18 protein-coding genes and 1 pseudogene are annotated in these 23,118 nt (G+C 35.1%); 7 read left to right on the top strand and 12 right to left on the bottom strand.

The genetic code is table 11. The features are described 5' to 3' along the window. Window positions 1-336 precede the first annotated feature (336 nt). Window positions 337-1,416 (bottom strand): hypothetical protein, encoded by a 1,080-nt coding sequence (locus CXF85_RS02765; protein ID WP_101227000.1) that lies wholly within the window; start codon window positions 1,414-1,416, stop codon window positions 337-339. A 362-nt stretch (window positions 1,417-1,778) separates the two neighbouring features. Here CXF85_RS02765 and CXF85_RS02770 point away from each other — a divergent pair, with 362 nt between their 5' ends. Both CXF85_RS02770 and CXF85_RS22935 read left to right on the top strand, forming a co-directional pair. Next, the gene (locus tag CXF85_RS02770) at window positions 1,779-2,018 is read left to right on the top strand and encodes a hypothetical protein (RefSeq protein WP_101227001.1); all 240 of its coding nucleotides are present in this window, start codon (window positions 1,779-1,781) and stop codon (window positions 2,016-2,018) included. A gap of 404 nt (window positions 2,019-2,422) precedes the next feature. Then, window positions 2,423-2,575, top strand: coding sequence for a hypothetical protein (locus tag CXF85_RS22935; protein ID WP_198555467.1), 153 nt, complete (start codon window positions 2,423-2,425; stop codon window positions 2,573-2,575). Window positions 2,576-2,742: 167 nt separating this feature from the next. On the opposite strand, the gene CXF85_RS02775 is transcribed toward CXF85_RS22935, so the two are convergent. Next, a complete protein-coding gene (locus CXF85_RS02775) occupies window positions 2,743-4,098 on the bottom strand; it encodes a hypothetical protein (protein ID WP_101227002.1) in 1,356 nt (451 codons plus the stop codon). Between the two features lie 426 nt (window positions 4,099-4,524). Between CXF85_RS02775 and CXF85_RS02780 the strand changes: the two genes are divergently transcribed. Then, window positions 4,525-5,769, top strand: coding sequence for an IS4 family transposase (locus CXF85_RS02780; protein WP_232771069.1), 1,245 nt, complete (start codon window positions 4,525-4,527; stop codon window positions 5,767-5,769). 504 nt (window positions 5,770-6,273) lie between these two features. Further along, window positions 6,274-6,516, top strand: a pseudogene (locus CXF85_RS02785) (integrase core domain-containing protein); the annotation flags it as partial. Between the two features lie 48 nt (window positions 6,517-6,564). Here CXF85_RS02785 and CXF85_RS02790 read toward each other — a convergent pair. The 4 genes from CXF85_RS02790 to CXF85_RS02805 form a co-directional block, all read right to left on the bottom strand. After that, the gene (locus tag CXF85_RS02790; protein ID WP_101227003.1) at window positions 6,565-7,311 is read right to left on the bottom strand and encodes an HNH endonuclease; all 747 of its coding nucleotides are present in this window, start codon (window positions 7,309-7,311) and stop codon (window positions 6,565-6,567) included. A gap of 329 nt (window positions 7,312-7,640) precedes the next feature. Next, a complete protein-coding gene (locus CXF85_RS02795; protein ID WP_101227004.1) occupies window positions 7,641-8,306 on the bottom strand; it encodes a hypothetical protein in 666 nt (221 codons plus the stop codon). Between the two features lie 525 nt (window positions 8,307-8,831). After that, window positions 8,832-11,186 carry a TonB-dependent receptor plug domain-containing protein gene (locus tag CXF85_RS02800; protein WP_101227005.1) on the bottom strand — a complete coding sequence of 785 codons (2,355 nt, stop codon included), beginning with the start codon at window positions 11,184-11,186 and terminating at the stop codon, window positions 8,832-8,834. 518 nt (window positions 11,187-11,704) lie between these two features. Next, a complete protein-coding gene (locus CXF85_RS02805; RefSeq protein WP_101227006.1) occupies window positions 11,705-13,078 on the bottom strand; it encodes a serine hydrolase domain-containing protein in 1,374 nt (457 codons plus the stop codon). Window positions 13,079-13,769: 691 nt separating this feature from the next. On the opposite strand from CXF85_RS02805, the gene CXF85_RS02810 reads away from it, so the two are divergent. Next, window positions 13,770-14,510 (top strand): ABC transporter substrate-binding protein, encoded by a 741-nt coding sequence (locus CXF85_RS02810; protein ID WP_101227007.1) that lies wholly within the window; start codon window positions 13,770-13,772, stop codon window positions 14,508-14,510. Window positions 14,511-14,588: 78 nt separating this feature from the next. On the opposite strand, the gene CXF85_RS02815 is transcribed toward CXF85_RS02810, so the two are convergent. After that, window positions 14,589-14,834, bottom strand: coding sequence for a hypothetical protein (locus CXF85_RS02815; protein ID WP_101227008.1), 246 nt, complete (start codon window positions 14,832-14,834; stop codon window positions 14,589-14,591). A gap of 295 nt (window positions 14,835-15,129) precedes the next feature. On the opposite strand from CXF85_RS02815, the gene CXF85_RS02820 reads away from it, so the two are divergent. Further along, complete coding sequence (locus CXF85_RS02820) at window positions 15,130-15,369, top strand: hypothetical protein (protein ID WP_101227009.1); 240 nt, start codon at window positions 15,130-15,132, stop codon at window positions 15,367-15,369. 234 nt (window positions 15,370-15,603) lie between these two features. On the opposite strand, the gene CXF85_RS02825 is transcribed toward CXF85_RS02820, so the two are convergent. The 5 genes from CXF85_RS02825 to CXF85_RS02845 form a co-directional block, all read right to left on the bottom strand. Next, window positions 15,604-16,566, bottom strand: coding sequence for a hypothetical protein (locus CXF85_RS02825; protein WP_101227010.1), 963 nt, complete (start codon window positions 16,564-16,566; stop codon window positions 15,604-15,606). A gap of 293 nt (window positions 16,567-16,859) precedes the next feature. Then, complete coding sequence (locus CXF85_RS02830) at window positions 16,860-17,648, bottom strand: hypothetical protein (RefSeq protein ID WP_101227011.1); 789 nt, start codon at window positions 17,646-17,648, stop codon at window positions 16,860-16,862. 546 nt (window positions 17,649-18,194) lie between these two features. Beyond that, on the bottom strand, window positions 18,195-19,355 hold the full coding sequence (locus CXF85_RS02835; protein WP_101227012.1) for a PIN domain-containing protein: 1,161 nt from the start codon (window positions 19,353-19,355) through the stop codon (window positions 18,195-18,197). Between the two features lie 382 nt (window positions 19,356-19,737). Next, complete coding sequence (locus CXF85_RS02840) at window positions 19,738-21,519, bottom strand: hypothetical protein (protein ID WP_101227013.1); 1,782 nt, start codon at window positions 21,517-21,519, stop codon at window positions 19,738-19,740. 606 nt (window positions 21,520-22,125) lie between these two features. Beyond that, window positions 22,126-22,668, bottom strand: coding sequence for a cold shock domain-containing protein (locus CXF85_RS02845; protein WP_101227014.1), 543 nt, complete (start codon window positions 22,666-22,668; stop codon window positions 22,126-22,128). A gap of 197 nt (window positions 22,669-22,865) precedes the next feature. Between CXF85_RS02845 and CXF85_RS02850 the strand changes: the two genes are divergently transcribed. Further along, window positions 22,866-23,114 (top strand): hypothetical protein, encoded by a 249-nt coding sequence (locus CXF85_RS02850; RefSeq protein WP_101227015.1) that lies wholly within the window; start codon window positions 22,866-22,868, stop codon window positions 23,112-23,114. Window positions 23,115-23,118 lie beyond the last annotated feature (4 nt).

A 23,118-nucleotide genomic window follows, 5' to 3' on the forward strand; every position in this document is an offset into this window, starting at 1 on the left:
GACTTACTTCTGCCCTAAAATGAGCTACAGTCGGTAACCAGCTAGGATAAATAACCAGACAGTAGACCTCCCTTTACTACCACATCGCAGACATAAATATTAAAGCAATACCCCCACTTTTATGTTCACTATTTTAAAGACTAGCTGACATTAGAAGTATATTTTTATTTTGCTAATACGGGAATGTAAGCTCTATATGCAAAGTTGTTTTTACTCAATAGTGAATTTTGTGGTGCATTTTCTAATAGAGAATAATCGTAAAATAGCATGCTTGGGTTTATACCAAACAGTGATGTCTGGGTAAGGTGATTTTACCAACTTCCCAGTAAGAAACTATTAACTGCAAATTTTCCAAGAACCAAATTCTCTTTCAAGTTTTTGATTGGCGATATCAACAAAATGTTTTGTATGAAAAACACCGTCAGATTCTATTTTCTCCATAGAGTGATTTGATAGCATTCCTTTATTGATATCACCTTCAATCAAATTGGATTGATTTATTTCTATAGAGAATTTAGCGAGAAGATCAATACCTAAAGATCTTGAGTTATATGCTAAAGAGTTTAATAAGGTAAAGAGTTCCATAAATTGTTCATCAAACAGTTCAACTTTATTTAAAAGACTCGCAAATAACGTATATCGTGATAATTTTTTACTTATTATGTTGTGTCTTGCTGAATCAATATCCGCTAACTCCCAGGAATATTCTACTAATATTTTTAATTGCGCAGCTATATTGAAATGAGGAATCTTATTGTTTTCAGGATAAGTTTCTTTATACAATTTCTTTATTTTTTCAGGATGATGATTCTTTACAAAAACGTTCAAATTAAACATAGGGGATTCCCATTTACTATGCATAGGTTCACCTTTTGATAGATTGAAAATAACCTGTTTATTTGAAATGTCTTGTCTATAGTTTAAGACTTGGTTTCCTTCTTTCTTTATCGAGTCCATTAATCCATTCGCAATCAGAATTATAAATTCTTTAGGTGTTTCTTCTACTTCATTAAAAAGATTATCTATTTGTACACAGGTATTGTTTATCTCAGACATAATAACTTCTGACCTATGCCTATCTTCAGCTAATGCTGCATCTGATATACGCCTCTGTTCAGATAATAATATTTGTTTTTGAGAGTCTTTTATTTGCGTATTAGTGTTTTCTATTTGTATGGCGGTTTGACTTATTTTGAAATAAACAACATAAAGTCCAAGTATTGTCATTCCAATTGAAGCTATCGTTATGCTGGGAAAAAAATAAACTCGTAAATTTTTATATGAAGAAACCTTTGTAGGTTCCCATACTAAATTTAACTCATGACTTATGTACCAAGCAGAACAGATGGTTAAAAATATTGTAACTCCTATTATCCACCACAATAAAGAACTCTTGCTAATGCTGTTATTTGTCAATGCTTAACTCCTTCTTCTATTAATTTCCTTATGATTAAAACACCTATCTAATTATCAGAATTACATGCTTTATCTCCTGTTGATAACTTACCATTAAACAACCTATTTAACACTAGGATTAATGTGTATTTATTGTTTTAAATTAAAGGCTTACACAAATCCCTTTAGTGATCGAAAAGTTGCCCTTAATATTCGATATGGATTTATGTCTCCAATGCGCACAAAGTGATCCTTATACCTCAACAAATAGATATCGAGTAAATCGTCTGTTAAAAAGGGCGCGCCCTTAATTGGTAGGTATCTGTCTTTTTCAGGTTAGTTAATCTAGTCTAATAATTGGACTAATAACAAGGAGGTAATTTATGGGTACAATCAAAATTAGAATAGGTGTAGCAGTGCCGTTAATCCTACTAACTATTCCTATAACTATATTATTTTCTTGGGACGGCGAGAAGCAAGAGCAAAAGTATAGAGAGAAGTTAAAGATTGTATTGCAGGAGGTGGCTACTATTTGCACTAATAAGCAAGAAGAGAAGTACATTCTAGGCAAGGATATGGATTGCACTATAGAACAGCTAGTGACCCCCCCACCTAAAAAATAAATATCGAATAAATCGTTTATTTTAAAAGTCGCGTTCTGCCACCAAAGTAGCATAAATACTAAAAAAAAACTAAGTTGTTCCGACAAAGCGGACATTCACACTTCCCTTTAATGTTAGCTCAGATCTGCGAATATAATTCGCGCCTAGTTGCTTAATAGCAAGAAGCTCTACCTTGCTTGATCTCCTCTCTATTTAAACGCTGATAAACTACTGATTAATTGGTACAAAGACAATGTTTTTAAGATTCATCTAGATGACTAACACTTATGATAATTAATAGTCATTTTTCATAAAAATATGGTTTTGAACAACTTCCCCCCCTCCCAGTAAAAATTCACTTAGGCATACTACTCTTCGCTAGCAGAGGCTTCTGCTAGAAATTAACTATTTATATGGAGTGCCCTATGAGCGCAAAGAAAACCCCTATGACAACTGACGCAGCCCGAAGAATTCAAAGTAAAACAGCTAAATTGAATGATGGAAAAATAGCAAAAGGCAGCTTCGCGGCTAAAGCATTAAGTGCAGCGGCAAAAAATAAAAATAATGAAGTAATCTAAATATGGAACAACATGATTTAGATAATTACTCTCGTCAACTCGATCCTGAAAATGACGCCTACTGGCAAAGCCGAGGTGAAGATGAAAGACCAGATAATTGGCAAGAGCAATAATATAGCGACTAATGTGACTTCACTTCGTTAAGGCAATGAGCCAGCTACGTAATATCAAATGTTACTGGCTCTTTTTTTTGGATGCTTATTATCAAGCTCTTTTACTAAGTTAGATAAATAGTAATAAGGTATATTGGCTAATACTTTTTTTATGGCGACCTTTATGTCTGCTTGGTTGCAGCTTTCATTTTTGGTATCAGCTAAAATCTCATTAACCAATTTATCTACACCCATTGTTATTCTGCACATATAAAAGCTAAAAACGCCACTATCAATATTGGCGTATTCATCTAAATTTTTCAAAAAAGTGGCTAACTTTTTGTTACTTGGTAGGTTCTTACCGTTGCGCCAATCTTTAAGCTGGTTATACTGCTTATCTTCTAGTGATTCACCAGATTCACTAAGTTCATCTTCGTGAATTTCAATAAAAGTAGCTAACTTTCTATAACTTGTCTCATCACCTACTAAGTCTGATGAAATATCTTTAAACTCCTTCAATAAGCCCGCAAAGCACGTTTTTATATTTTTTTGTGTTGCAAAGGCGTGTATCGCATTAGTTATCATGCCTCGTTCATTTAAACTTTCAATCTCTTCTTTTTCTGTTGCAAAATAGATGCGATACCCTACTTCATAAGAAGTTATAGCTTCCATGAAGAAATCAAGTTCGAAGTAAAGTAAACTTTCAATAAAGCATAGAACTTGTTGCCTACTTAAACTTACATTTTGTTGATGTAATAGTATAAATTCAGCAGATCTGTCTATTGCTGATTTGGGAATACATCGAGTATTTTTCCATAGTGATTGTTGAGCGATCCATACCTCAGCTATGTTATCGCGATTTACCCCACCAGCCTTTATATCAGCCCTAATATTTAATAAAAAATCAACATCTGTATTACAGCGTTGCTCAATAAACCGGAATAATGAGGAGAATACATCTTCGTCGTTATGACTTGTATGCTTAAAACCAATATCAGAACTGCTAATTGCACAAAGCCAACCACCCGCATTAGATCCAGCGTTGAGGGTTTTTATGACTTTAGCAAAAATTCTTTTATTAGCTAATTGCTCAAAAGGAAAAGGTATTATTTTAAGCCAGTTAGTTATTTTGTTTACTGTGCTTAGACCAACCCCTTTGCTAAAAAAGCCATATTTACTGGTACGAGATATTTCAAGTGGTCTTTCATAGGTTTGTTCAAGTAAATCAATCAATTGTTTTTGATTAGTAATAAAGTCTACAAGTGCATATATTTTACAGATCGGTGGCAAGTAAAAAGACGGAAATTGAGGGTTGTTTATATTAACTTTGTTGTATTCATCAATATTTTCTTTTAAGCCATCGTAGAACTGATTCAGTATCGTATTATTTTGCTCTAAAATGTCCCCCTGTATATTATCTTCAATATCCATATGTTTGATTAATTTCCATATTCATATACTTTTGATTCATTGTTTGACCGCTTATGAAGATTACCATAGGCAAAAATATTTCGAAGGTGCCTTTATGTGATTACTTTCGCTACTATACGTCATTTCAGGATACGACCGTAAGGGATAATCTTCTAAAGCGATTCGAATTGAAGTCATCAATTATGTCAACACATCAATAAATTTAGAGTATTAAAGAGCTTTTGTAATGACAGCTTAAAGCGGACGTTAGACATAACGGTTTTGTAACTTCCGCTATGTGCACCACAATGTCATTAACTTAAGCTTAATTTATGCATTTACAATAAGTTAGCTAGTTGCTAACCTAGCTATGAATTAAAAATAGAGAGAAATCACCAATGAGCTGTTCAGTATTTAATTCAAATAGTACAAAAGTTAACCAATAAAATTCATTCAACTGAATTTTTAGAAAATCACCGCAAAAAACCTACAGATTTCACTCGAAATCGCACGCTTACTTTTCCTCGTTTAATGAGTTTTATGTTGAATGCTCTTAATGGTTCAATTCAAGCTGAACTCGTTCGGTTTTTCAATGTTATCGATGATAGCTACTTGTCAACAAAGTCAGTTAGCACCGCGGCTTTTTGTAAAGCCAGAATGAAACTCTCTCATCAGGCATTTATTGAGTTAAACGATGATCTAGTTCAAACGTTCTATGACACTGCAACCATTGATAAATGGCAAGGCCATAGATTGTTAGCGGTTGATGGCTCAGTCACACAATTACCTATCTCTAACGAACTACTTGAGCATTTTGGTAAAGCTCGCCCACATGCTGCTATGCCTCATGTTCGTCTTTCACAACTTTATGATGTTAAGAATAATATTACCCTGGATTTACAGGTAGAGAGCCACTCAACAGGAGAGCGTGAAATGGCGCTAAAGCATTTAAATAAAACGCAAACAGGCGATTTAGTTGTTTACGACAGAGGTTATCCTGCCGTTTGGTTTTATAAATACCATAGGCTAAAGAATGTTGATTTCTGCATGCGTATTGTTAAAAGCTCAAATGTGGTTAAAGCTTTCTTAGCAAGTGGGAAATATAGTGATATCGTTGATTTTCCTTGTATCGAGAAGTCTCTTCGTCGATGTAGAAAAGATAAAATATCGACCGAATCACTACGTTTAAGATTAGTGCGAGTTGACCTACCAGGTGAGCCAGAAGTTTTGGTTTCATCATTAACAGATCTACAAGCTTATCCTACTGCTCTTTTTGCTGATTTATATTTCCAACGTTGGGGTGTTGAAGAAGATTACAAAGTATTGAAAAGTCGCCTCAATATTGAGAATTATTCTAGCGTTTCTGTTGAAGGTGTTTTACAAGACTTGCACGCTAAGCTATTAACTAAAAACCTTACAGCTTCTGCTATCCATGATGCAAAACGAAAAATAAAGAAGCCTATAAACAATAGGCTATATCAATATAAAATCAATTTCACCTTTGCGATAAATCAGCTCAAAGATAATATAGTTCGCTTCACAATGAAGCTAGCTGATATTGAGCTATATGAATTATTGATAAGTAAAATATCAAAGAGTTTAAGTGTGATTCGACCCAATCGTAAGTTTGTTCGACAAGACCGTAGAAACAAAACAAATAAATACCCTATGAATTATAAACGTATGTGCTAAATCCTTAAGTTAATGACATTGATGTGCACCAAGAAGGCTTTAGCAGCAGAACATCATTATGCTGATTAAAGTAATTATCAAAGGCTCACTAATGCCACAAACCCGACCTAAATTATCACTCGAATAACCTCACCTAAGGGACAGTTAAGAGCGATTGTCAGGCATTCATTCTAATCATGGCAGATTCGCCATAATTAGAATCGCTTATACAAGGTATTCAAACATTACCTAGAAAACAATAGGTCAACAAGCTGTTGACTAATTTAAAAGTGCAACAGCTTGTTGCACAATATATAACAACTAGGAATACCCGATTGTCCAACAGCCTGTTGGACAATCGAATTCGGTACAATTAAAGTCCTGACCTAAACTGGTCGAATTCGACCAGTTTAAATTAAAAATCACAAATCTGATCTCAAGTTCCGCTTATGGCTAATAGAAGCATTATTCACTTACATACGCATAATGTCTGCTATACATAAATTTCAGTGTTTCAAGCCATACTTATGTTTCATTCAGCCAGGTAATCCAAAGCAAAACGCTTACATTGAACGTTTTAATCGGACGGTAAGATACAACTGGCTAAGCCATTATATTTATCGTGATATTGAAGAATTACAAAACAGAGCAACACAATGGTTATGGACTTATAACCATGAGCGACCTAACATCGGAATTGGTGGTATAACCCCAATTCAAAAACTAAAACTAACACAGAGAAAAACGTCTACTGCTGACTTCCATTAAAAATGGGGGGATTACCGAGTGAATAACGAAAAGTTTTAGCCAATTCATCTACTCTAGAACAAGTCGAGATATAGATTTATACAACCTTTCTTTGAAGTCTTTTTTATCAAAAGAGTGATGACACTTTCTATGGCAATTTGGACATAGAGCTACAGCATTTTTAACTGTATCTGAACCACCTTCCGACAAAAACTGGACGTGATGAACTTCTAGGTAGGGAGATTTGTCATCTTTACAAAATGGAGCAGGTGAATTGCATGCTTCACAAATTCCGTTCGCATTTTTTAATACCCACTCTTTCACATTAACTAATCGGTTAACAATTACCTTGGTTAAAGTTGAAACATCAGGGGTTGAGTTACCAATAGGCGTTAAAGAATCATCTTTATCTAAGTCAGATTTAGTCACGGAATAAAAAGAATATTCGTCAAGTTCATAATCTTTAAGCTCCCCTCTTATTCTTGCTAGAGCTTCATCAATTTGTACAACCGTTACACTTTGAGCAGCAGATTTACCATTTACTCTATCCAATACTTTATTCAAACCATCTTGGGTTAAGAAGTAATCTGAACATCCATCAACTTTTTTAATCCACCCATTCTTTTTAGATGACCAATGCCCCACAGCCCTTTCCCTAATCAAAAACTTCAAAGCATCCGATTTTAATGGTGCATTAATTGACAACTCAGCTGGCTTACTAACTGACTGTAGAATGATTAAAGAAGCAACTGTATGTGCAAATAATATTTTTCCAGTAAGTTTGTTAGTAGGTCTACAAATTAATAAACGTTCCATGCTGCTGTCCTAATGAATTGGTTAAAATAACTATGCCATATATAGGTATTAATGGACATTTATAGATTTTAGTTATTATATATTCCGTAGGTAATTTGTTCGATAAACAAAGGAACCCGGAACCGTTGAATCAAATGACTGCGTAACTAAGTGATCGTTAGCAAAGTGCAGAATTTGAACTTTGCTATGTCTCGATGTGGTAAAAGTAGTGTTTGGGTATCAAATTACAACGGCAGCAATGTCTTGAAGCAGACCCTAGCTACTGCGACTCAGAGACTTCCGTTAAGCACCAAGGGACATTGGCACTAGGTTAGTATTAGTACCAAAACCTAAACACTTAACCTAACTCTAGATTCATCATCAACATTAACTAATATTTCTATATTATTTAACGTCAAAGCCATATTATTGTCGATAATCCGAATCCGCTCACGTATAGGAACCCCTTTTTTAGAATTAATGATTTTATATCCCACGGACTCCATTTGTTCGGTCAATTGAGAGAGAGTAAATTTAGGTTTAAGCGCTTTTTTTCGCCAAAACACCATTTTTTTGTCTGCGTTCTTTTTTAACTTTAAATAATATTCAGATCTTGTCACGGGGGATAAAATAAGGTTTTCGATGGTTATTGGTGAGTTTTCGTTTTTGAGTGTGAAATACTTTTTCTTGATATCAAGCTTATCTCGAATAATTTGATAAATATCATCAATGCTCACGAGGACTGGTTGGGTAAAACGGCTTAATTTTGTATGAAGCGCTATGGCTTGATTACGAGCTTTAATGTTTAGCTTATAAGTATTATAGTCATCAGCAGATAAGCTTAGGAGGTTTTTTAAGGTGATTGCCTGCTTCTTATCAATAATCACAAGCTTACCTCTTGGCCTCTCAGCATATACTGAAAATAGAGGCTCTAATTCATCGAGTGACAACTCACATTGCAAGCCCGTTCTTAGCCATCTAGATCTAATTTGAGCAGCTCTGGTTCTAATATTCATATGCTTAGTGTCTGCGGCATAATATAAAATCCCTTTTAATGCGGTTAGCTACTTACACTAGCACTTAAAGCTTCTACATGATCTGCCTCCCCCCCTGATTATAGGTTTATTCAGACTGAAAAGACTATATTGCGCACCAAGAAGTCCTTAGGGTGACCTGTTTTGAGTTGGTCATTTGATTACGAGATAAGGCTCACTGTTACCACTTTTCTGACCTAAATTAGTCCTCAAGATTAGACAGATTTATGTCAACAAAGATACGATAGCGGACCTTAACATCAATGGATTTTTCAGATATTTGCAGTGTTCAGAAGACGTAGGTTTACCTTTACCCTGACATACAACTAAGCCACCAATAGGGTCGTAGAGGCTTTAAAAGAAAGTGCTTACTCTTCCTACTTTTTAGTAATCATGCTTGCTGTGAGCGAGAAGTCAAAATGTAGTGTTGAACTAATACTGAGGCTGTAATTGATTTGAATTAACCATTAAATATCAGTCCAGTTTTTAGCATGAACAAATACAAACTTAGTTAAATGCTTTAGTGAACTTTATACCAAAAGTTCTAGGTTCTTCTATCCAACCTATTGCTGGTAACTCTTTGGTAGTAAAGTTTACTTTTTGGCGAATATTACTACTAGAACTAATTAAGTTTTGGCTATAAAAGGTTAATTCAGCATCATCGATAAAAGGTAAAGACCAGATCACAGATAAGTTAACTCGAATATCCTCGTTATAGACTCCTTTTTTCTTAGTCGTTTTTATAAAGTCATTTAGAAAGTCCAGATCATTATTATAATCTGTTAGTTGTTTATTCGTTAATGTATCTGTATCCACCTTTTGATAAGCATTTTCATACATAGCAAACATATCATCACCGTAGTCAAATCCCCAGATGACTCGGCCATCAAAATGCACTGTCCACTGCTCATTAACTTGATAATCTACCCACAATTTTGTTTGATTATTCACCCAGTCTGTTAGATTTTTACCACTATCGGTTAACCGCAAATATTTATAAAAATAATTAAAATCAGAATAGCTTACGGTTTGCGATGTAGAGCCATCTTCTTGCTTGAGTTTAAAGTCCCAATCTTCTAACTGATAAAAAGAGTGGTTAATACCAAAAGATAAAGTATCGGTTCTATAAGCTAACTCTGGCTCTATGCCATAACCTTTAACAACCCCAACTAAGTTGGAATTATCACCATCCCAAGATGATATTTCAGATTCATTATGAAAAGCGGTAAGAGAAAATTGCAGCTGCTCGCTTGGCATATAATGATAGGAAAACTCAAAGGTATTGCTATATTCAGGCTTATCATCTTTGTCATTTAGTTCAATCCAATGAAGCTCAACTAAAGTATTCATTCTCAAAGAGCGTTGCCATGAAGCCTTAAAGGTATTTTTTTCATCAAGTTGGTACACCGTAGCCAAACGTGGAGAGAACATACGGTCAGTTTGATCATTTTTATCAATACGACCAGATATTATAGTATTTAATGAGGTGGTTAATTGATAGTTAAGCTCTGCCGCTAGTGAATAGGTATTGGTTGACCAACCTGAAGTAAATTCTGCTACTTTTTTCTCGGCATATGTGCCATTTTTACCATTGCCAAGATAAATTGAATCTTCACTAATAAAGACTTTACCACCCGTTTTAACGATAAAGCTACCATCGGGATCTCCCCAAGGGGCACCAATAGTATCGTGAGAATATTCAAAAGCGGTGACCAAAGAAAACTGGTCTGACGGTTTATACTCTATTGCAGATTTAAAATATAATTCATCTTCTGAAAATGCAACACTACGATTAAGTTCATGGGTATTAGAATAATCAGCTTGTTTTGCTTTGGTATCAATAAAATCTTCCGAGTCATAGCTTAATGTACTGTTTACCGACCACTCTTTTGATAAGACTGCACTATGCTCCAAACTAGCAATGTAATAACGATTTTGGAATATTCGCCAATCTTGCATTTTATCTTGAATGACTCTTTGAGTATGAGCACTCGATTGACCAGAATTGTTATAACGAGTCCAGAATCGCCATTGCTCATTGATATTTAGATCAACATAAAGCTTAACTTGCGGCTCATCGTCAAAATCGCCAAAATAATCCTGCAAAGGGAACGCATCACTACCTGAAAAAACATCACTCCCTTTATAGCCCATCTCTCCATTTGATAACATTTGAAAGGTATCGATATCTTTAACCCCTTCAGTTTTAATATAACTAGCGTGAAAAAATATATTGCTATCGCCAATATCACTACCGTAACTTAATTTCCCCCCCTTACTGCGATATTGTTCGTTATAGGTTAGCTCACCATTTAAGCCATAATATTCACCCGCTTTTTTGGTGATAATATTGATAACACCAGAAATAGCACCAGGACCATGTGCAACCGAACCTGGCCCTCTAACCACCTCGACCCTTTCAATATCGGCCATATCCCAGTTTCTAAGCTCGACCATAGAACCATGTTGGGATTTTTGATTAACGGGTTTACCATTAACTAACAATAATGTGTGAACATTTCGCTCTCCTAACCCTCTCATTCTTATTCTTGGGCCTGTTGAAAAGTTTGCTATAACGAGTAAGCCAGGTACATAAACTTCTAACAAATCAATAATGTTTTTTGCTGGAGTTCGCTGGATTTGCTCACGAGTAATAACGGTAATTGCCGAAGGGATAAACTTTAATGGTGTAGCTTTTAATGAAGATGTTTGAATTTCAATTTCAGAAAGTTCTTGTAGAGAAAGTGAAAATAGATCCAGTGATGAATCCGCTTTAGCAATATATGGAAATAGAGAGAATATTAAGCATGATAAACTTACTGCCTGGGAAGTATCTTTAAATTTATTAAAATTACTTTTCATACTTTCATACTTTCAACACAAAGTGCTACTAGAGTGTTAACCACAAGATACTGAGAAGTCATTAAAACTCATCAGATTTCCTTTGAAAAAGGTAATACATTAAGAATAGACTAGCTTAAGATATTTACTTGGCTAAGAAGCATTTAGTACAAATAAATTTGGTCTTCTTTGTGGCTATTTTGTCCTGAATATGATCATGTTTTCACAAAAACCTAAGGTCAGCTTATGGCTAGTTGAAGAAGTATCTAATGATCACTAGCTCAATGTTAACAAAGATACGATAGCGGACGTTAACATCAATAGCTGCCTGAGCTGTTTGCAGTGTTTAGAATAAGTGGATCTACCTTTATCGTGACAGACAACTAAGCCACCAAAGCAGTCATTCAAATAATTATTGTTAACTTCAAACAAATATGATGTTGATTAGAACAAGTGCTTAATAATTATTTGCTCTAATAAATTGGTTATCTAATTGCTGTCAAAAATAAAGTTTAATTCGTTTAATATAGCTTAACCAGTTATTTGTTTATTGCAGCATTCGCATCAGTTAAGGCTTGCTGAGCACGATCTGAATTTGGAAATTTTGATATTAAGAATTTAAAAGCGGGGATTGAAGATTCCGCCCCACTACCATACCTAATAGCATAGGCCCGATACAGTAAAAAACGCTCTATCAATGCTTCATCACTATCAAAAACATTCGACACTGCTTTGTAAACTTCTATTAGACCCTTATCATTTTTTTCCAAAATGTTACTTAAAAATTGTTCTTTTATGGCTGCCATTTCAAATTTGTCAGGATCAACAATCGCCATTAAACTATCTGCTAATACATCAGTCCAAACATCATAGGCATTCCCATTAGTCGCATAGACAAGTGTATAATTATCTGCGCTATCTTTGGGATTAAAATAATGGCGTAGCTTTACATGATTACCACCATCATGGCCAGAATGATAATATCCATCCTCAAAAGCGTACTCAAATCCAAATGCATAACGCCCTTTATTTCCGTCAGCCAGCTTCATCGGTTTCCACAATTGCTTTAAAGTTTTTTGACTGACAAATTTGCCAGTGACGAGTGCGGTCATAAATGTTGCAAGGTCTTCAGGGGTTGAATAAAGTGCGGAATGTGAAAATGTATATTCTGGCCAATCAATATTCATATTCTTTCTAACCTTGCCGTTAGCACCACGATAACTAGTAACATGGTTGTTGATGGTATCTTTTGCGCTTGTATGCCCTGTATTTTTTAATCCTAAAGGATTAATGATTTCCTCCGCCACTAATGTTTGATAAGACTTACCTGCCTTGGCTTCTAAAATAGCAGAGAGTAGGAGAAAATTTGTATTGTTATAGCTATTTTTTGTGCCTATCTCAAAATGTTCAGGTTCATCAATAAGAGAGAAGAAAACTGCTTTTTTCGTTGGTAAAAAAATGCCTTTTTTCATTGCTATATCAAAATAACGAGGAATACCAGATGTGTGGCTTAATAAGTGTTCTATCGTAACTGACTGCCATCGTTTTGGGAGATATGGTAAATATGTGCGTATTGAGTTTTTAAGATCAACACTCCCTTTCTCAACTTGCTGCATCATCAGCACACTCGTTAATAGCTTGGTAATAGAATAACTAGGGAAAATGTGTTTTTCGGTAATATCAACATTCAGTTCGATGTTAGCGACCCCATGCTGACCTCGATAAAATTGTTGATGATTCTTTAGAATTAAAACCGACTGGCCAACGACTCCATATCTTTCATTATTTATCGCCAATTGTTGGTTAAGTGAGGTATGCATAGAAAGGGGGATTTCTTCCAATGCGTTGGCTGAATTACAGTTGGTTAAGATAAGTAATGAAGTTGTAAAGAAGGCGGAGAATAAATATTTCATCGTTTCCCTTGGTAAATGATTAAAGTCGTTAATTAGATGAAGCAAGTAACTAAAAGGTTTAAGACTGTTAAATATTAATATTTTAATTGGTCTTTTTTAGAGTATTACACATACGAAATATAATCTGAATCAACTTTGAATATTCTATGATTAATACCCGTAAATGTATGAACTTCAACTTTATAGAGAAACTGTGAACGGCAGGAATGAGCTTAAACCAGCGCCACAAGTGAGCAGAAAATATTGGCTAATCTTGCCCTAAGTACGCTTCTGAATTTGAAAAGGCTTAAGGTCAGCTATTGGCTAGCTGAAGAAGTCTCTAATAATCACTAGATCAATGTTAACAAAGATACGAAACCAGACGTTAGCCTTGGCTTATCTAGCGACAAATGCTCCGACAAGCAGCCCCGGAATAGCACTATTGATTGACTATGTTGGAATATCTTGCCAAGCGCTAAACTTTACCAAGTAAGCTATAAAGATAGCTACATCACCATTTATGACGTTTAACAGCGCATAAATTAATTAAATACAGTTGTGTACTTTATAATTTGTCAAACAGCTACAGTTGGTTCATAATTATCACAAAGAAAACGGGTATTTGTTTGGACGAAATTTTTAATTTCAACAAGTAGGCGGGCGTATATTGTCGATAGGATGTGGGCCGATTAGAGTGACCAAAAAGAAGTTAATGACAGGACTTGCGTTACTTTTCCTGTGTGTTCCTGCATTTGCTGTCGAGGCCAATTTAGGCACAGAAGATATTTTTTACTTCCCTCTTTTTGGCCGATCAGACAATCAATCAGATGAGTTTTCGGGATTTGCTCGGGAGCTCTTTGATGAGTTCAGCGCGCGAAGCAACGTAGACATCAACTATGTGCCTTTACCGGTTAACCGGCTTTTTAAATCTTTGTTGGTTGACAAAAGCATCGATTTGAAGTTTCCTGATAACCCCAAGTGGCGTTCCATTTATCACTCAAAGTCGCAATTGCCGTTGATTTATAGTGATCCCATTATCCAAGATATTGGTGGTGTAATGGTTGAAGTAGAAAATATTGACTCTGAAACATTTAAGCTTGAAATTTTGGGGACTATTAGAGGTTTTACGCCAGTTCCCTTTGTTGAAAAAATAGCTAAAAATGAAATTCAATTGATAGAGTTCAGCAATACCTCTGAGTTATTATTAGCAGTCAATAAGGGAATAATTGATGGTGCCTTTATAAATATAGACGTAGCCAAACATCAAACATCTCTACTATTTAAAGGCAAGGCACCCATTAGATTCGCAAAAAAACTACCTTTTATTCAAAATCATTATTATCTGTCAACTATTCACGGCAAAGACATTATTGACCAGTTCAATGCCTTTATGAAATGCAACGACCGTTTAATAAAATCGTTACTCAGTAAATATAATATTACAAAAATATAGTTTTTATTACCTGTCTTAACGTATATATTGCCCATAAATTAAGCAGCACCCTAAAAATTATCTTGCCCATATGTGCTATTATCCACAACTACCATTTAGAAGGATTCGTTTATCGGATTGGCCAACAGGTAGCGAACCTTCTTGAGCGCGAGGGCTTGGTAAGCGTGAAAAATGAATATAAAACACTTGGTTACAAGCATGGTGGCCCACCAAGGCAGAGCGAAGAATACGTTGCATGTACAGTTTTTTTCTTTTGGCTGACCAAGGGGTGTAGTGAATTTGTAATTGAACTCCACCGTCAGCAAAGAAGCATAAGTCAGTCATACATACATCCAGTACATTTTGATTAAATTTGTTCTTAATAGTTCATCGTTTCGCAAAATCTTAATGTCAGTTTCATGCTCGTTGAACTGCTGCTAGTAATTCAAAGGCTAATGTCGGCTTATGGCTATCAGTTGACCTAAAGAATAACCAGCAACTAACGTCAGAAAAGCGCACTTTTTTGACGTTATCTTTTGGTGAGGGGAAAACTACCAGTGTTCATTAATCGGTAGGTATCTGTCTTTTTTAGGTTAGCTAATCTAGTCTAATGATTGGACTGATAACAAGGAGGTAGTTTATGGGTACAATCAAAATTAGAAGAGGTATAGCAGTACCATTAATCCTACTAACTATTCCTGTAACTATACTATTTTCTTGGAATGTTGAAAAGCAAGAGCAAAAGTACAGGGAGACGTTTAAGTCTGTCTTGCAGGAAGTAGCGACTATCTGCACTAAGGAGCAAAAGGATAACTACATTCAAGGCAAGGATATCGATTGCACTATAGCGCAGCTAGCGATCCTTACACCTCAAAAATAAAGACCTATAAAAGTCGTATTCTGCGCTGTAACCATTACCCCGTTACGACTTCGGGGAAATGCGGTGGGTAGGTTGATGAGGGAGTCGGCTTATGCCACAAAGAAGACGTTAAGTAATAAGAGCCAAGTAATGATTTGGATTAGATTTTGTATTTAAAAATCGCCACGTTTTTCGCTATAAATGTTGCACATAGAACAAAATTTACAACTAAAAAATGAACTGGTACAGACAACACTAACGTAAAACAATTGATTTTTCTGACAAGTATCGACAAAATTCAGGATATTTTTGTTCAGCTTTTACGCTTGAGTCCATCCAATGGTCGATGGAGTCATCCTTTAAAAATTTAACTGACCCAAGGTTTACCATGAAGGCCGATAAAGTTTCTTTTAAAGCAATAGACTTAATATTGTCTAATTGATATTTACTTAAAGGTGTCTTTCCATCGATAAATAAAAACACAGAACTGATCACAGTCTCAGCACGCGTTAGGGGATTTGGATATCTATCTGTTAGCGCTGATTGTTCACTGACGAAGATGAAAAAAATTAAGATAGAACTCACACACAAGTCTACTAACTCCTCAATATCGAAACAGTCTTGTTCTAAAGATTTATCGATAAGCTTTAATAGCTGTTGACCAACAAAAGTGGCCGAAAAATTATCCGCATCCATTTCAATCAAAAACTGTAATTCGTTAGAATTGTCATATAAATCATCGGGGATATCTAAGAATAAACTTTCCGTCGGTGCTTCGTCCAACAAATTCATTTCGCCACTCTTTTGTAACTCAAGATGACCGCGCATAATATGACCAAGTTCATGGCCAAAAAGTTGCATCCATATCAAGGTACAACCAAATACAACAGGAGGTTCAACTTCTAAGAAATGCTTGTAACGTTTTGTAAAGTAACTACTACTTTCTTTCATGAGCGTTAATACCTGTCCTACAACGCCGCTCCTTATTGCAATCAAGTATTGATTATTACCGAATTTTTTCGCATGAGCATTAAATTCCCATTTGAGTAATAACTTAAAATCAATACCATCTATGCTAAAATTTTCTGAACTGTTAAGTTGCGCTAGTATTTCTTGAAATTCTTCATACATTGGTACAAAAAGTCCATCCTCTTCTAGCTCGATATTTTTTGTGGGGATTGGTTGGCCATTCTTCCGAAAGAAAGCGTCTTTGATCATCAATGTTCCTTAGGTAAATTTAGTAGATCAATATAGTTTTAATGTAATATAAAGAATTGAGCTTTTTAATTTTATCAATTTAGTTTCATACCCTCCTTTTGATATAAGTTCAGAATCGTACGTTTTTTGGCTTTAACGAATGACATGGACACCCCACTCGGAATCTTTCTCTAACGAGTGTGCAATAGTGAAGTTGATAAGAAGCTTCAAATGAGGAGAGTCCATATGTCTTTAATTAAAGCCGTAGGCATTGATTAAGCCAAATTTTTTTTAGTCCTGCTTTAATAGACTTATTAGGAGTATTTCGCTCTAATCTTTTGATGAAAATCACTAATATCCATGTCTACTTTTAAAGTCTTTAACTCTTCTAAAGACCATGGACGTGAGCCTCGTTTTATTGGAGTAGAGCTAGCCCCACCAATAAAGATTTGATCATTAATATGATCTGGTGGGTTGCCTGCATCAGAAGGTATTTGAATGTACTTTAGATCTGGCCAAACCTTAATCGCAACCTCAATTGCCTTGATTGCTACGTCTGCGTCAACCCTAGAGCCAATCCAAATTCCTTCTTGTTTACCTTTTATCGAGTCTAATGGCTCGCGTTTATCAAATTCTTCGTGTCTGTGAGGGTGAACATCTACATTAAACCGTTTATTTTTTAATGACTCTACTATCTCTGTACAACCAAATATATCGATGACAGATACTGAGACATTATTTATATCACTAGTTTCATGATCGCCACTTTCGTTTATACCATCAGCATTATTAGGTACAGTTCTTTCGTTTTGTACAATGAGACCATTCGAATATGTTCCTTGATCTTTAATCCACTCAGCATACTCTTTCGCATCTTGTAAATGTGGTCTGTACTTAGTGAGCATTAAGAATACGCAACCAATAACTATGATAATAACGACAGAAGAGGATATTACTAAATACCCTGCGGCCCAGCACGGTTTTTCAATTTGAACAGCGGTAGTTAATAAGGCCGTAATCACAGAAACCAACATGACAAACCATGCAGCCATAAGTTGAATAGGGCTTTTAATTTTATCTGGCATCAAGTTGGAATCGGACATTGCAATACTCCTAACGTTTGTCATGGTGACTTCTCGGTAATGTCCGTCCCATAACTTTAATTTAATTAGTAGTAATATCCCATATTTTCAATACCTTATAAACTAAAAATATTTTATTTTTGTTAGGACTTGGATATTACTGATACCTCACTGTAATATCTAACATGTAGTTATAGTTTATATTGAATAATATCAATTAGTTAGGATTAATAGAAAGGTTTCTTTGGATTTATTACAGATACTTCTCCGTAACATGACAAAAATTATGCATTAGAAAATATATGGAAAAAAATTAAATGCTAATGTCTCCAACGCGCACCAAGAAGTCCTTAGCACTAATCGATTTTAGTGCTAAGGACTGAAGCTGTTGGGGTCAACTAGTTAAGGATCACTTTTACCACATTCGAGACATTAGGTAACTAGCGTCAAACAGCACTTCGGATTAGATTTTGTATCGATAACGTCTTGCTAAGCGGAAAATAATGGTTGGCTATAATTGAAAAGCGAAGGCCAATTGTTATTTTCCGTTTAAGCAACTTGTTATATTCATATTTTATATGCCGCTGACGATATTATTTTACCAGTCAGATCATATTTCTTGTAACCAGCGTTAAAATCAAAAGGTGGTACTATAGATGTGGTGTTCCAATATTCAATTATTGAAACCAATTCACCTGACTCATTAAGTTCGTGAAATGTCCAATCCTCCTCTTGAGACATTCCACTTTTAACGTTGTATGTCACTTTCTTTAATTCATGTTTATCAGGAATACCAAACTTCTTCTTCAAAGGAGATCTGTCTACTTCATTTACAATTTGTTCTGTTTCTGTAGCGACGCTTTCGCTCTCTGATGACTTAATTGCTGTAACCGACTCATCAGATGCATCGAACGTACTGAGTAACTGTGAAAGTGACACTATATGGAAAGACTTCCCTCCAGTAGACTCTCTAAATTCATCAACGAGTTCAAACCTAGGATAAATTCCCTTTTTGTCACTTTTATGCCACCAATCAGCCTTATTGTCACCTGATACGAAAACAACATCCTTCTCTTTACTTTTAGCTAAGTTAATAATCTCATTCCATATCAATAAGTCACCAGCTTGGTTGTCATCTTTACCTCCATCTTTGTACCCCGGTGGTATTTTTAATTTATTTCTTCTTTCTAAATCCACTTTTATTTCTGACAAATTTAACTCTGCATCATCAAGCACAGTATCCTGAAGAACTTCATGGTACATTTTGCTAACAGGGTCATCCCAACCCCAGCTTTTTATTGAGGCGAGCACTTTTTTAAGCTCTTTCTGGTACTTTTTAATCGACTCTTTTAATTCTCTTTCAACCTGTTCCAACTCAGCATATTCGTCCATCCCACTTAATAAAGGATGAGGACAAACAAATTTAAAGTTTTGACTCGACTTGTCAGAAATAGACTTATATGTTTCGGTTAATTTCGTTGCTCGATTATCTAAGTATTCTCTTACTGCTTGAGCAGGAATAAACAGGCGCTCACTTGTCACAAGTATTTGATAAATTCGTTTGATTTCATACAAACTTTTACCGTCTGTTGTAAACGGCAATAAAAGTACATTGGCATCTAAAACAAAAAGGCAATTATCCTTCAACTCGTCTAATGAACGTAGTGAAAAATTAAATGCTGTTTTAGCATCGGGATAGATATCCTTTTTACTGAAAATTGAACTCATTATTTGATGAAACTCCATATGAATATAACAGCTATTGTCTGGCAAAAGCCCTTGTTTAAATATTGATTTTGACTCTATTTCATAATATTAGAATATAGATAAGAACTATAAAAATCAGCTTGTTAGTGTATTAACTAATTTAATGAAGGCGTAAAATGTAGGCTTCCTCTTCTTTCTACTATTTGTACTCAAACATAAAAAAAAGTATGGGAAATACCCTTGCTCAAATGTCTCCGCTGCGCACCAAGGGAACATTAGCACTAACAAATATTAGTGCTAAAAAACTACGCCGCTTGGAGTATTTGGGTTAACCGTCACTTTTACCACATTACGGTCATTAGGAGTTAACATCGAAATGGCGGTTCGGATTAGCTTTATTAGGTCAAAGCTGCATGAAACTGTAATCATTTACTAGGATTAAAGCAGAATTCGAATCAAATACCTTTATATCCTTCAATTTCTTATTTAGCCCAGTACGAGTTAACTTCGCGAGTTCAAAAGACTGACCAATAGTCTTTACGCTATATGTTCCGATGCACATACGTATAAAGATGAATATTACTTGATCAAAATAATCATGTGCGTTTTCAACCAAACTCGGAAGATATTGTAAAGTTCTTCCTGAATGGACAAGCAAGTTTCTACTTCGATAAATGCGTCTTATCTGCCACAAGACTTTCTTTTCGTGCTCAGCCAGTAATGCAACTACCTTTTCTGGGCTACTAAGTTTCTCATGCAAAGTAAAAGCTCTAAATCTTAACAAATGAAAGTCTTTTAGATCTGAGTACAACTCAGCTCTAAGGTCATCACACTTAGGGCAACACAACAACACGGAAACTTTATCTATCGTTTTTGCGCCTTTTGGGACAGGAATTTTTTTTAAAATTCGGTTAACTGTCCGCCGATCCCATCGAAGTAAATCTTTTGTAAATACGCCTATGAGTCTTTTCGTATACATAATAGACAGGAAGGGCATAATACCATTACATATTTGTGTGATTTTTGCGTGCCCAGAGTGAGTAGGTGTTATGGTTTCAAGTCCAATCCAAAGATTAAGAAGCTGATTTTCAACATCCCGCGTATTTGCACTCAAACTATGAAAATCCACAGCCCTGTTGAACTTTTCAAAACTCCCACGAGATAAGTTTATATTCTTTAATAGTCTGTTTAGCTTCCGCGAAGCTTGCTCGGGTCGCTCGTCTTCAATTTTTTCAATTGGACTATTCAATACCCCTAATGTTCTTGGTTCATCCTCGCAACATTGAACTACTACGACTTTATCATCCCATTCTATTTTGGATTTATGATGATATAAATTGTAAAGATCCCTTAATCGAGAAAGCTTTTTCTCCGCGATCTCTTTAGCTGAATACCAGTCGAGCGCTCGAAAGCCTGATACCTTTGCAATTTTTTTATATGTTATAGAGGGAATGTCCGTTTTACTCTTAGGAAGTTTACCTGCCACCTCTTCAGGCAATTCATCAAGTACCTCGATACCAAATGCTTCAGTTGACTCTGAAACGACGTCAATAAGACCAGAAACCCAAAAATACATCTCAAATTTATGACTTTTAGGATAGATCGCATCTACATAATCTTTGAACGCTTCACAATTGGTAATTTTTTGGGGGGCGTTACCGACGAAGAAAAAATCTAAGGTTTTTTTAGATAGGTATGATTTACTCATGCCCTGATTAATCAGATTTGTAAAAAGTAGTCTTGCTATAGAATCAATATCCTTCTTTTTTTTATTTTCTATTGCAATGTATAAAAGATCTAAGCACTCATCGATATAACGATAAGAATCTAATGTTCGACGTAGAACCGATAGCTTTATTTCAATCTCTTCTATTGATGAGTTTTCTTCGCTTAAAATATAGCTTTCGTAAGGCAGATCAAGAAGAGACTTCGCGACCATATCATGCTTAAGACTCCAAGAAAGCTCTTCCAATATAGGACGTAAATTTGCTTTATCCAAAAGTTCTTTTTTAATATCGCCAATGACGCTAAGAGCTTCTTCACACAAGAATGGTGCATTAAGGGACATAGGCTTATAGCTATCTACCGTATAGTCAAAAAGTAACTCTTCTGCCCTTTGTGCAAAAAATATTAAGCCTTCAATTTCTGGTGATACTTCCCATTTCTCTAAACTTCGAAATCTCATTTTATTTTTACCTAACAGCTTTATTTAGCGGACGATCACGATTTCCTTATTTCCAGAAGAAAACATCCGTTGAAAGTTAACTTTTATCTTGTCAGACTACTTTGTAACTGTCTAAGAATCAACATCTTAAAAAAATCTTTGTATAAATGAATATGTAGAAAACAGGATTAAACTCTCTTTATCTGGTGGAAACAATTAAAATACAATAATAGAGAAAAAATAACTTTATCTATTCATTAGAAAATATATGGAAAAATATACAACCTAATGACAGTAATGCGCACCAAGAAGTCATACAAATCACAATCGAAAAAAATTATACGCACTTCCATGCAAAAGAACATGTCACGGTATGTCACGGGTTACGCTAACAGCTAATTCATTAGAAAATATATGGCTAATAATTACGTATTAATGTCTTCTTAGCGCACCAAGAAGACGTTAGATGGTGCGATTTACATCTGGTTTTTGAGGTTTCTTAGAAAAAATAAATGTACGTGAACTGGATCATACTATCGTGCCTGCATATACTTTCATTTATTAAGTTAATCCGTACTAACTTACTTCTTAACACATCGACCTTAAATTGATATTAACAAAATAGATCTAGAATCTAGAATCATTTTCACAAGGTATTCCATCGTTATCTCCATCCATTTTGGTATTAGGACAGTGTCTGATGAAAAAAACTGCTTCAGCACGAGATGTCATTTGACTGCAATATTGGCGTCCATCACATTGAAATTGTACTTTGGATGAAGAGGATGTTTTAGGTGTCGGCTTTGCAACATTTGTGCCGGTTGGGGCATTACTGATTTGAGTATTCACTCGCTGATAAGCAAAGGCACTTATAGCAATTACGATTAGTAGGCTTATTAGTTTGCTTTTAGTTTGAGTCGTTCTTTCCACCCTATGCTTTTTAACTTTTTTCGTTCTAGCAAGCACCCCTTCTATACGACAGTTTGTTGCTCTTGTCTTTTCATCAGCCTGCTTTTCAACCTCAAAATAAATGAAATCGCCAACCTTTGGCTTTCTACTCATATTTTTTAATGCTGAAATATGTACAAAAATATCAGAGCCAACATCGGTAGATTGAATAAAACCAAAGCCCTTAGCATCGTTCCACTTTTTTAATTGTCCTTTATGCATCCGTGCTCACCTAATAAGCCTTTAATTAGTAATTAATGTCTCATAAAATTAATAGGTTAGATAGTTGAACATATAATTTATCGATATCAGATATCCAAAATGACATTAGTTATTAACCTTTACTATTATAAAAAACCTTAATTAATTCCCTTTCACAGCTCCTAGTTAATATTGTGGTCATCTACTAGGAGAAACAAATGAAAGACACACAACAAGCTTTTAATAAAATATACCTATCTCATGTAATTGGAAATTGGTTACGGGAATTAGGTAGAGTATTCATATTTGCAGCAACGGCAGCCATTATAATGAGGTTAATCAGCCTTGATGGTATATCAATCTACCGCACTGCCTTAATAATACTGTTAGGAGCGTCAATGATGCTAATTGGAATTGGCTGGGAACACTGGCTGCTTAAAAAGAAGTTTGATTCTTTAAATTATTAGGAAC

Source organism: Colwellia sp. 75C3 (genome assembly GCF_002836255.1).
GTDB lineage: Bacteria > Pseudomonadota > Gammaproteobacteria > Enterobacterales > Alteromonadaceae > Colwellia.

Bases quoted from the DNA above. Each gene is read 5' to 3' on its own strand.
- CXF85_RS02770 (WP_101227001.1), top strand. From the start codon at position 1,779: ATGGGTACAATCAAAATTAGAATAGGTGTAGCAGTGCCGTTAATCCTA.
- CXF85_RS22935 (WP_198555467.1), top strand. From the start codon at position 2,423: ATGAGCGCAAAGAAAACCCCTATGACAACTGACGCAGCCCGAAGAATT.
- CXF85_RS02775 (WP_101227002.1), bottom strand. From the start codon at position 4,098: ATGGATATTGAAGATAATATACAGGGGGACATTTTAGAGCAAAATAAT.
- CXF85_RS02790 (WP_101227003.1), bottom strand. From the start codon at position 7,311: ATGGAACGTTTATTAATTTGTAGACCTACTAACAAACTTACTGGAAAA.
- CXF85_RS02795 (WP_101227004.1), bottom strand. From the start codon at position 8,306: ATGAATATTAGAACCAGAGCTGCTCAAATTAGATCTAGATGGCTAAGA.
- CXF85_RS02800 (WP_101227005.1), bottom strand. From the start codon at position 11,186: ATGAAAAGTAATTTTAATAAATTTAAAGATACTTCCCAGGCAGTAAGT.
- CXF85_RS02805 (WP_101227006.1), bottom strand. From the start codon at position 13,078: ATGAAATATTTATTCTCCGCCTTCTTTACAACTTCATTACTTATCTTA.
- CXF85_RS02810 (WP_101227007.1), top strand. From the start codon at position 13,770: ATGACAGGACTTGCGTTACTTTTCCTGTGTGTTCCTGCATTTGCTGTC.
- CXF85_RS02815 (WP_101227008.1), bottom strand. From the start codon at position 14,834: ATGACTGACTTATGCTTCTTTGCTGACGGTGGAGTTCAATTACAAATT.
- CXF85_RS02820 (WP_101227009.1), top strand. From the start codon at position 15,130: ATGGGTACAATCAAAATTAGAAGAGGTATAGCAGTACCATTAATCCTA.
- CXF85_RS02825 (WP_101227010.1), bottom strand. From the start codon at position 16,566: ATGATCAAAGACGCTTTCTTTCGGAAGAATGGCCAACCAATCCCCACA.
- CXF85_RS02830 (WP_101227011.1), bottom strand. From the start codon at position 17,648: ATGTCCGATTCCAACTTGATGCCAGATAAAATTAAAAGCCCTATTCAA.
- CXF85_RS02835 (WP_101227012.1), bottom strand. From the start codon at position 19,355: ATGAGTTCAATTTTCAGTAAAAAGGATATCTATCCCGATGCTAAAACA.
- CXF85_RS02840 (WP_101227013.1), bottom strand. From the start codon at position 21,519: ATGAGATTTCGAAGTTTAGAGAAATGGGAAGTATCACCAGAAATTGAA.
- CXF85_RS02845 (WP_101227014.1), bottom strand. From the start codon at position 22,668: ATGCATAAAGGACAATTAAAAAAGTGGAACGATGCTAAGGGCTTTGGT.
- CXF85_RS02850 (WP_101227015.1), top strand. From the start codon at position 22,866: ATGAAAGACACACAACAAGCTTTTAATAAAATATACCTATCTCATGTA.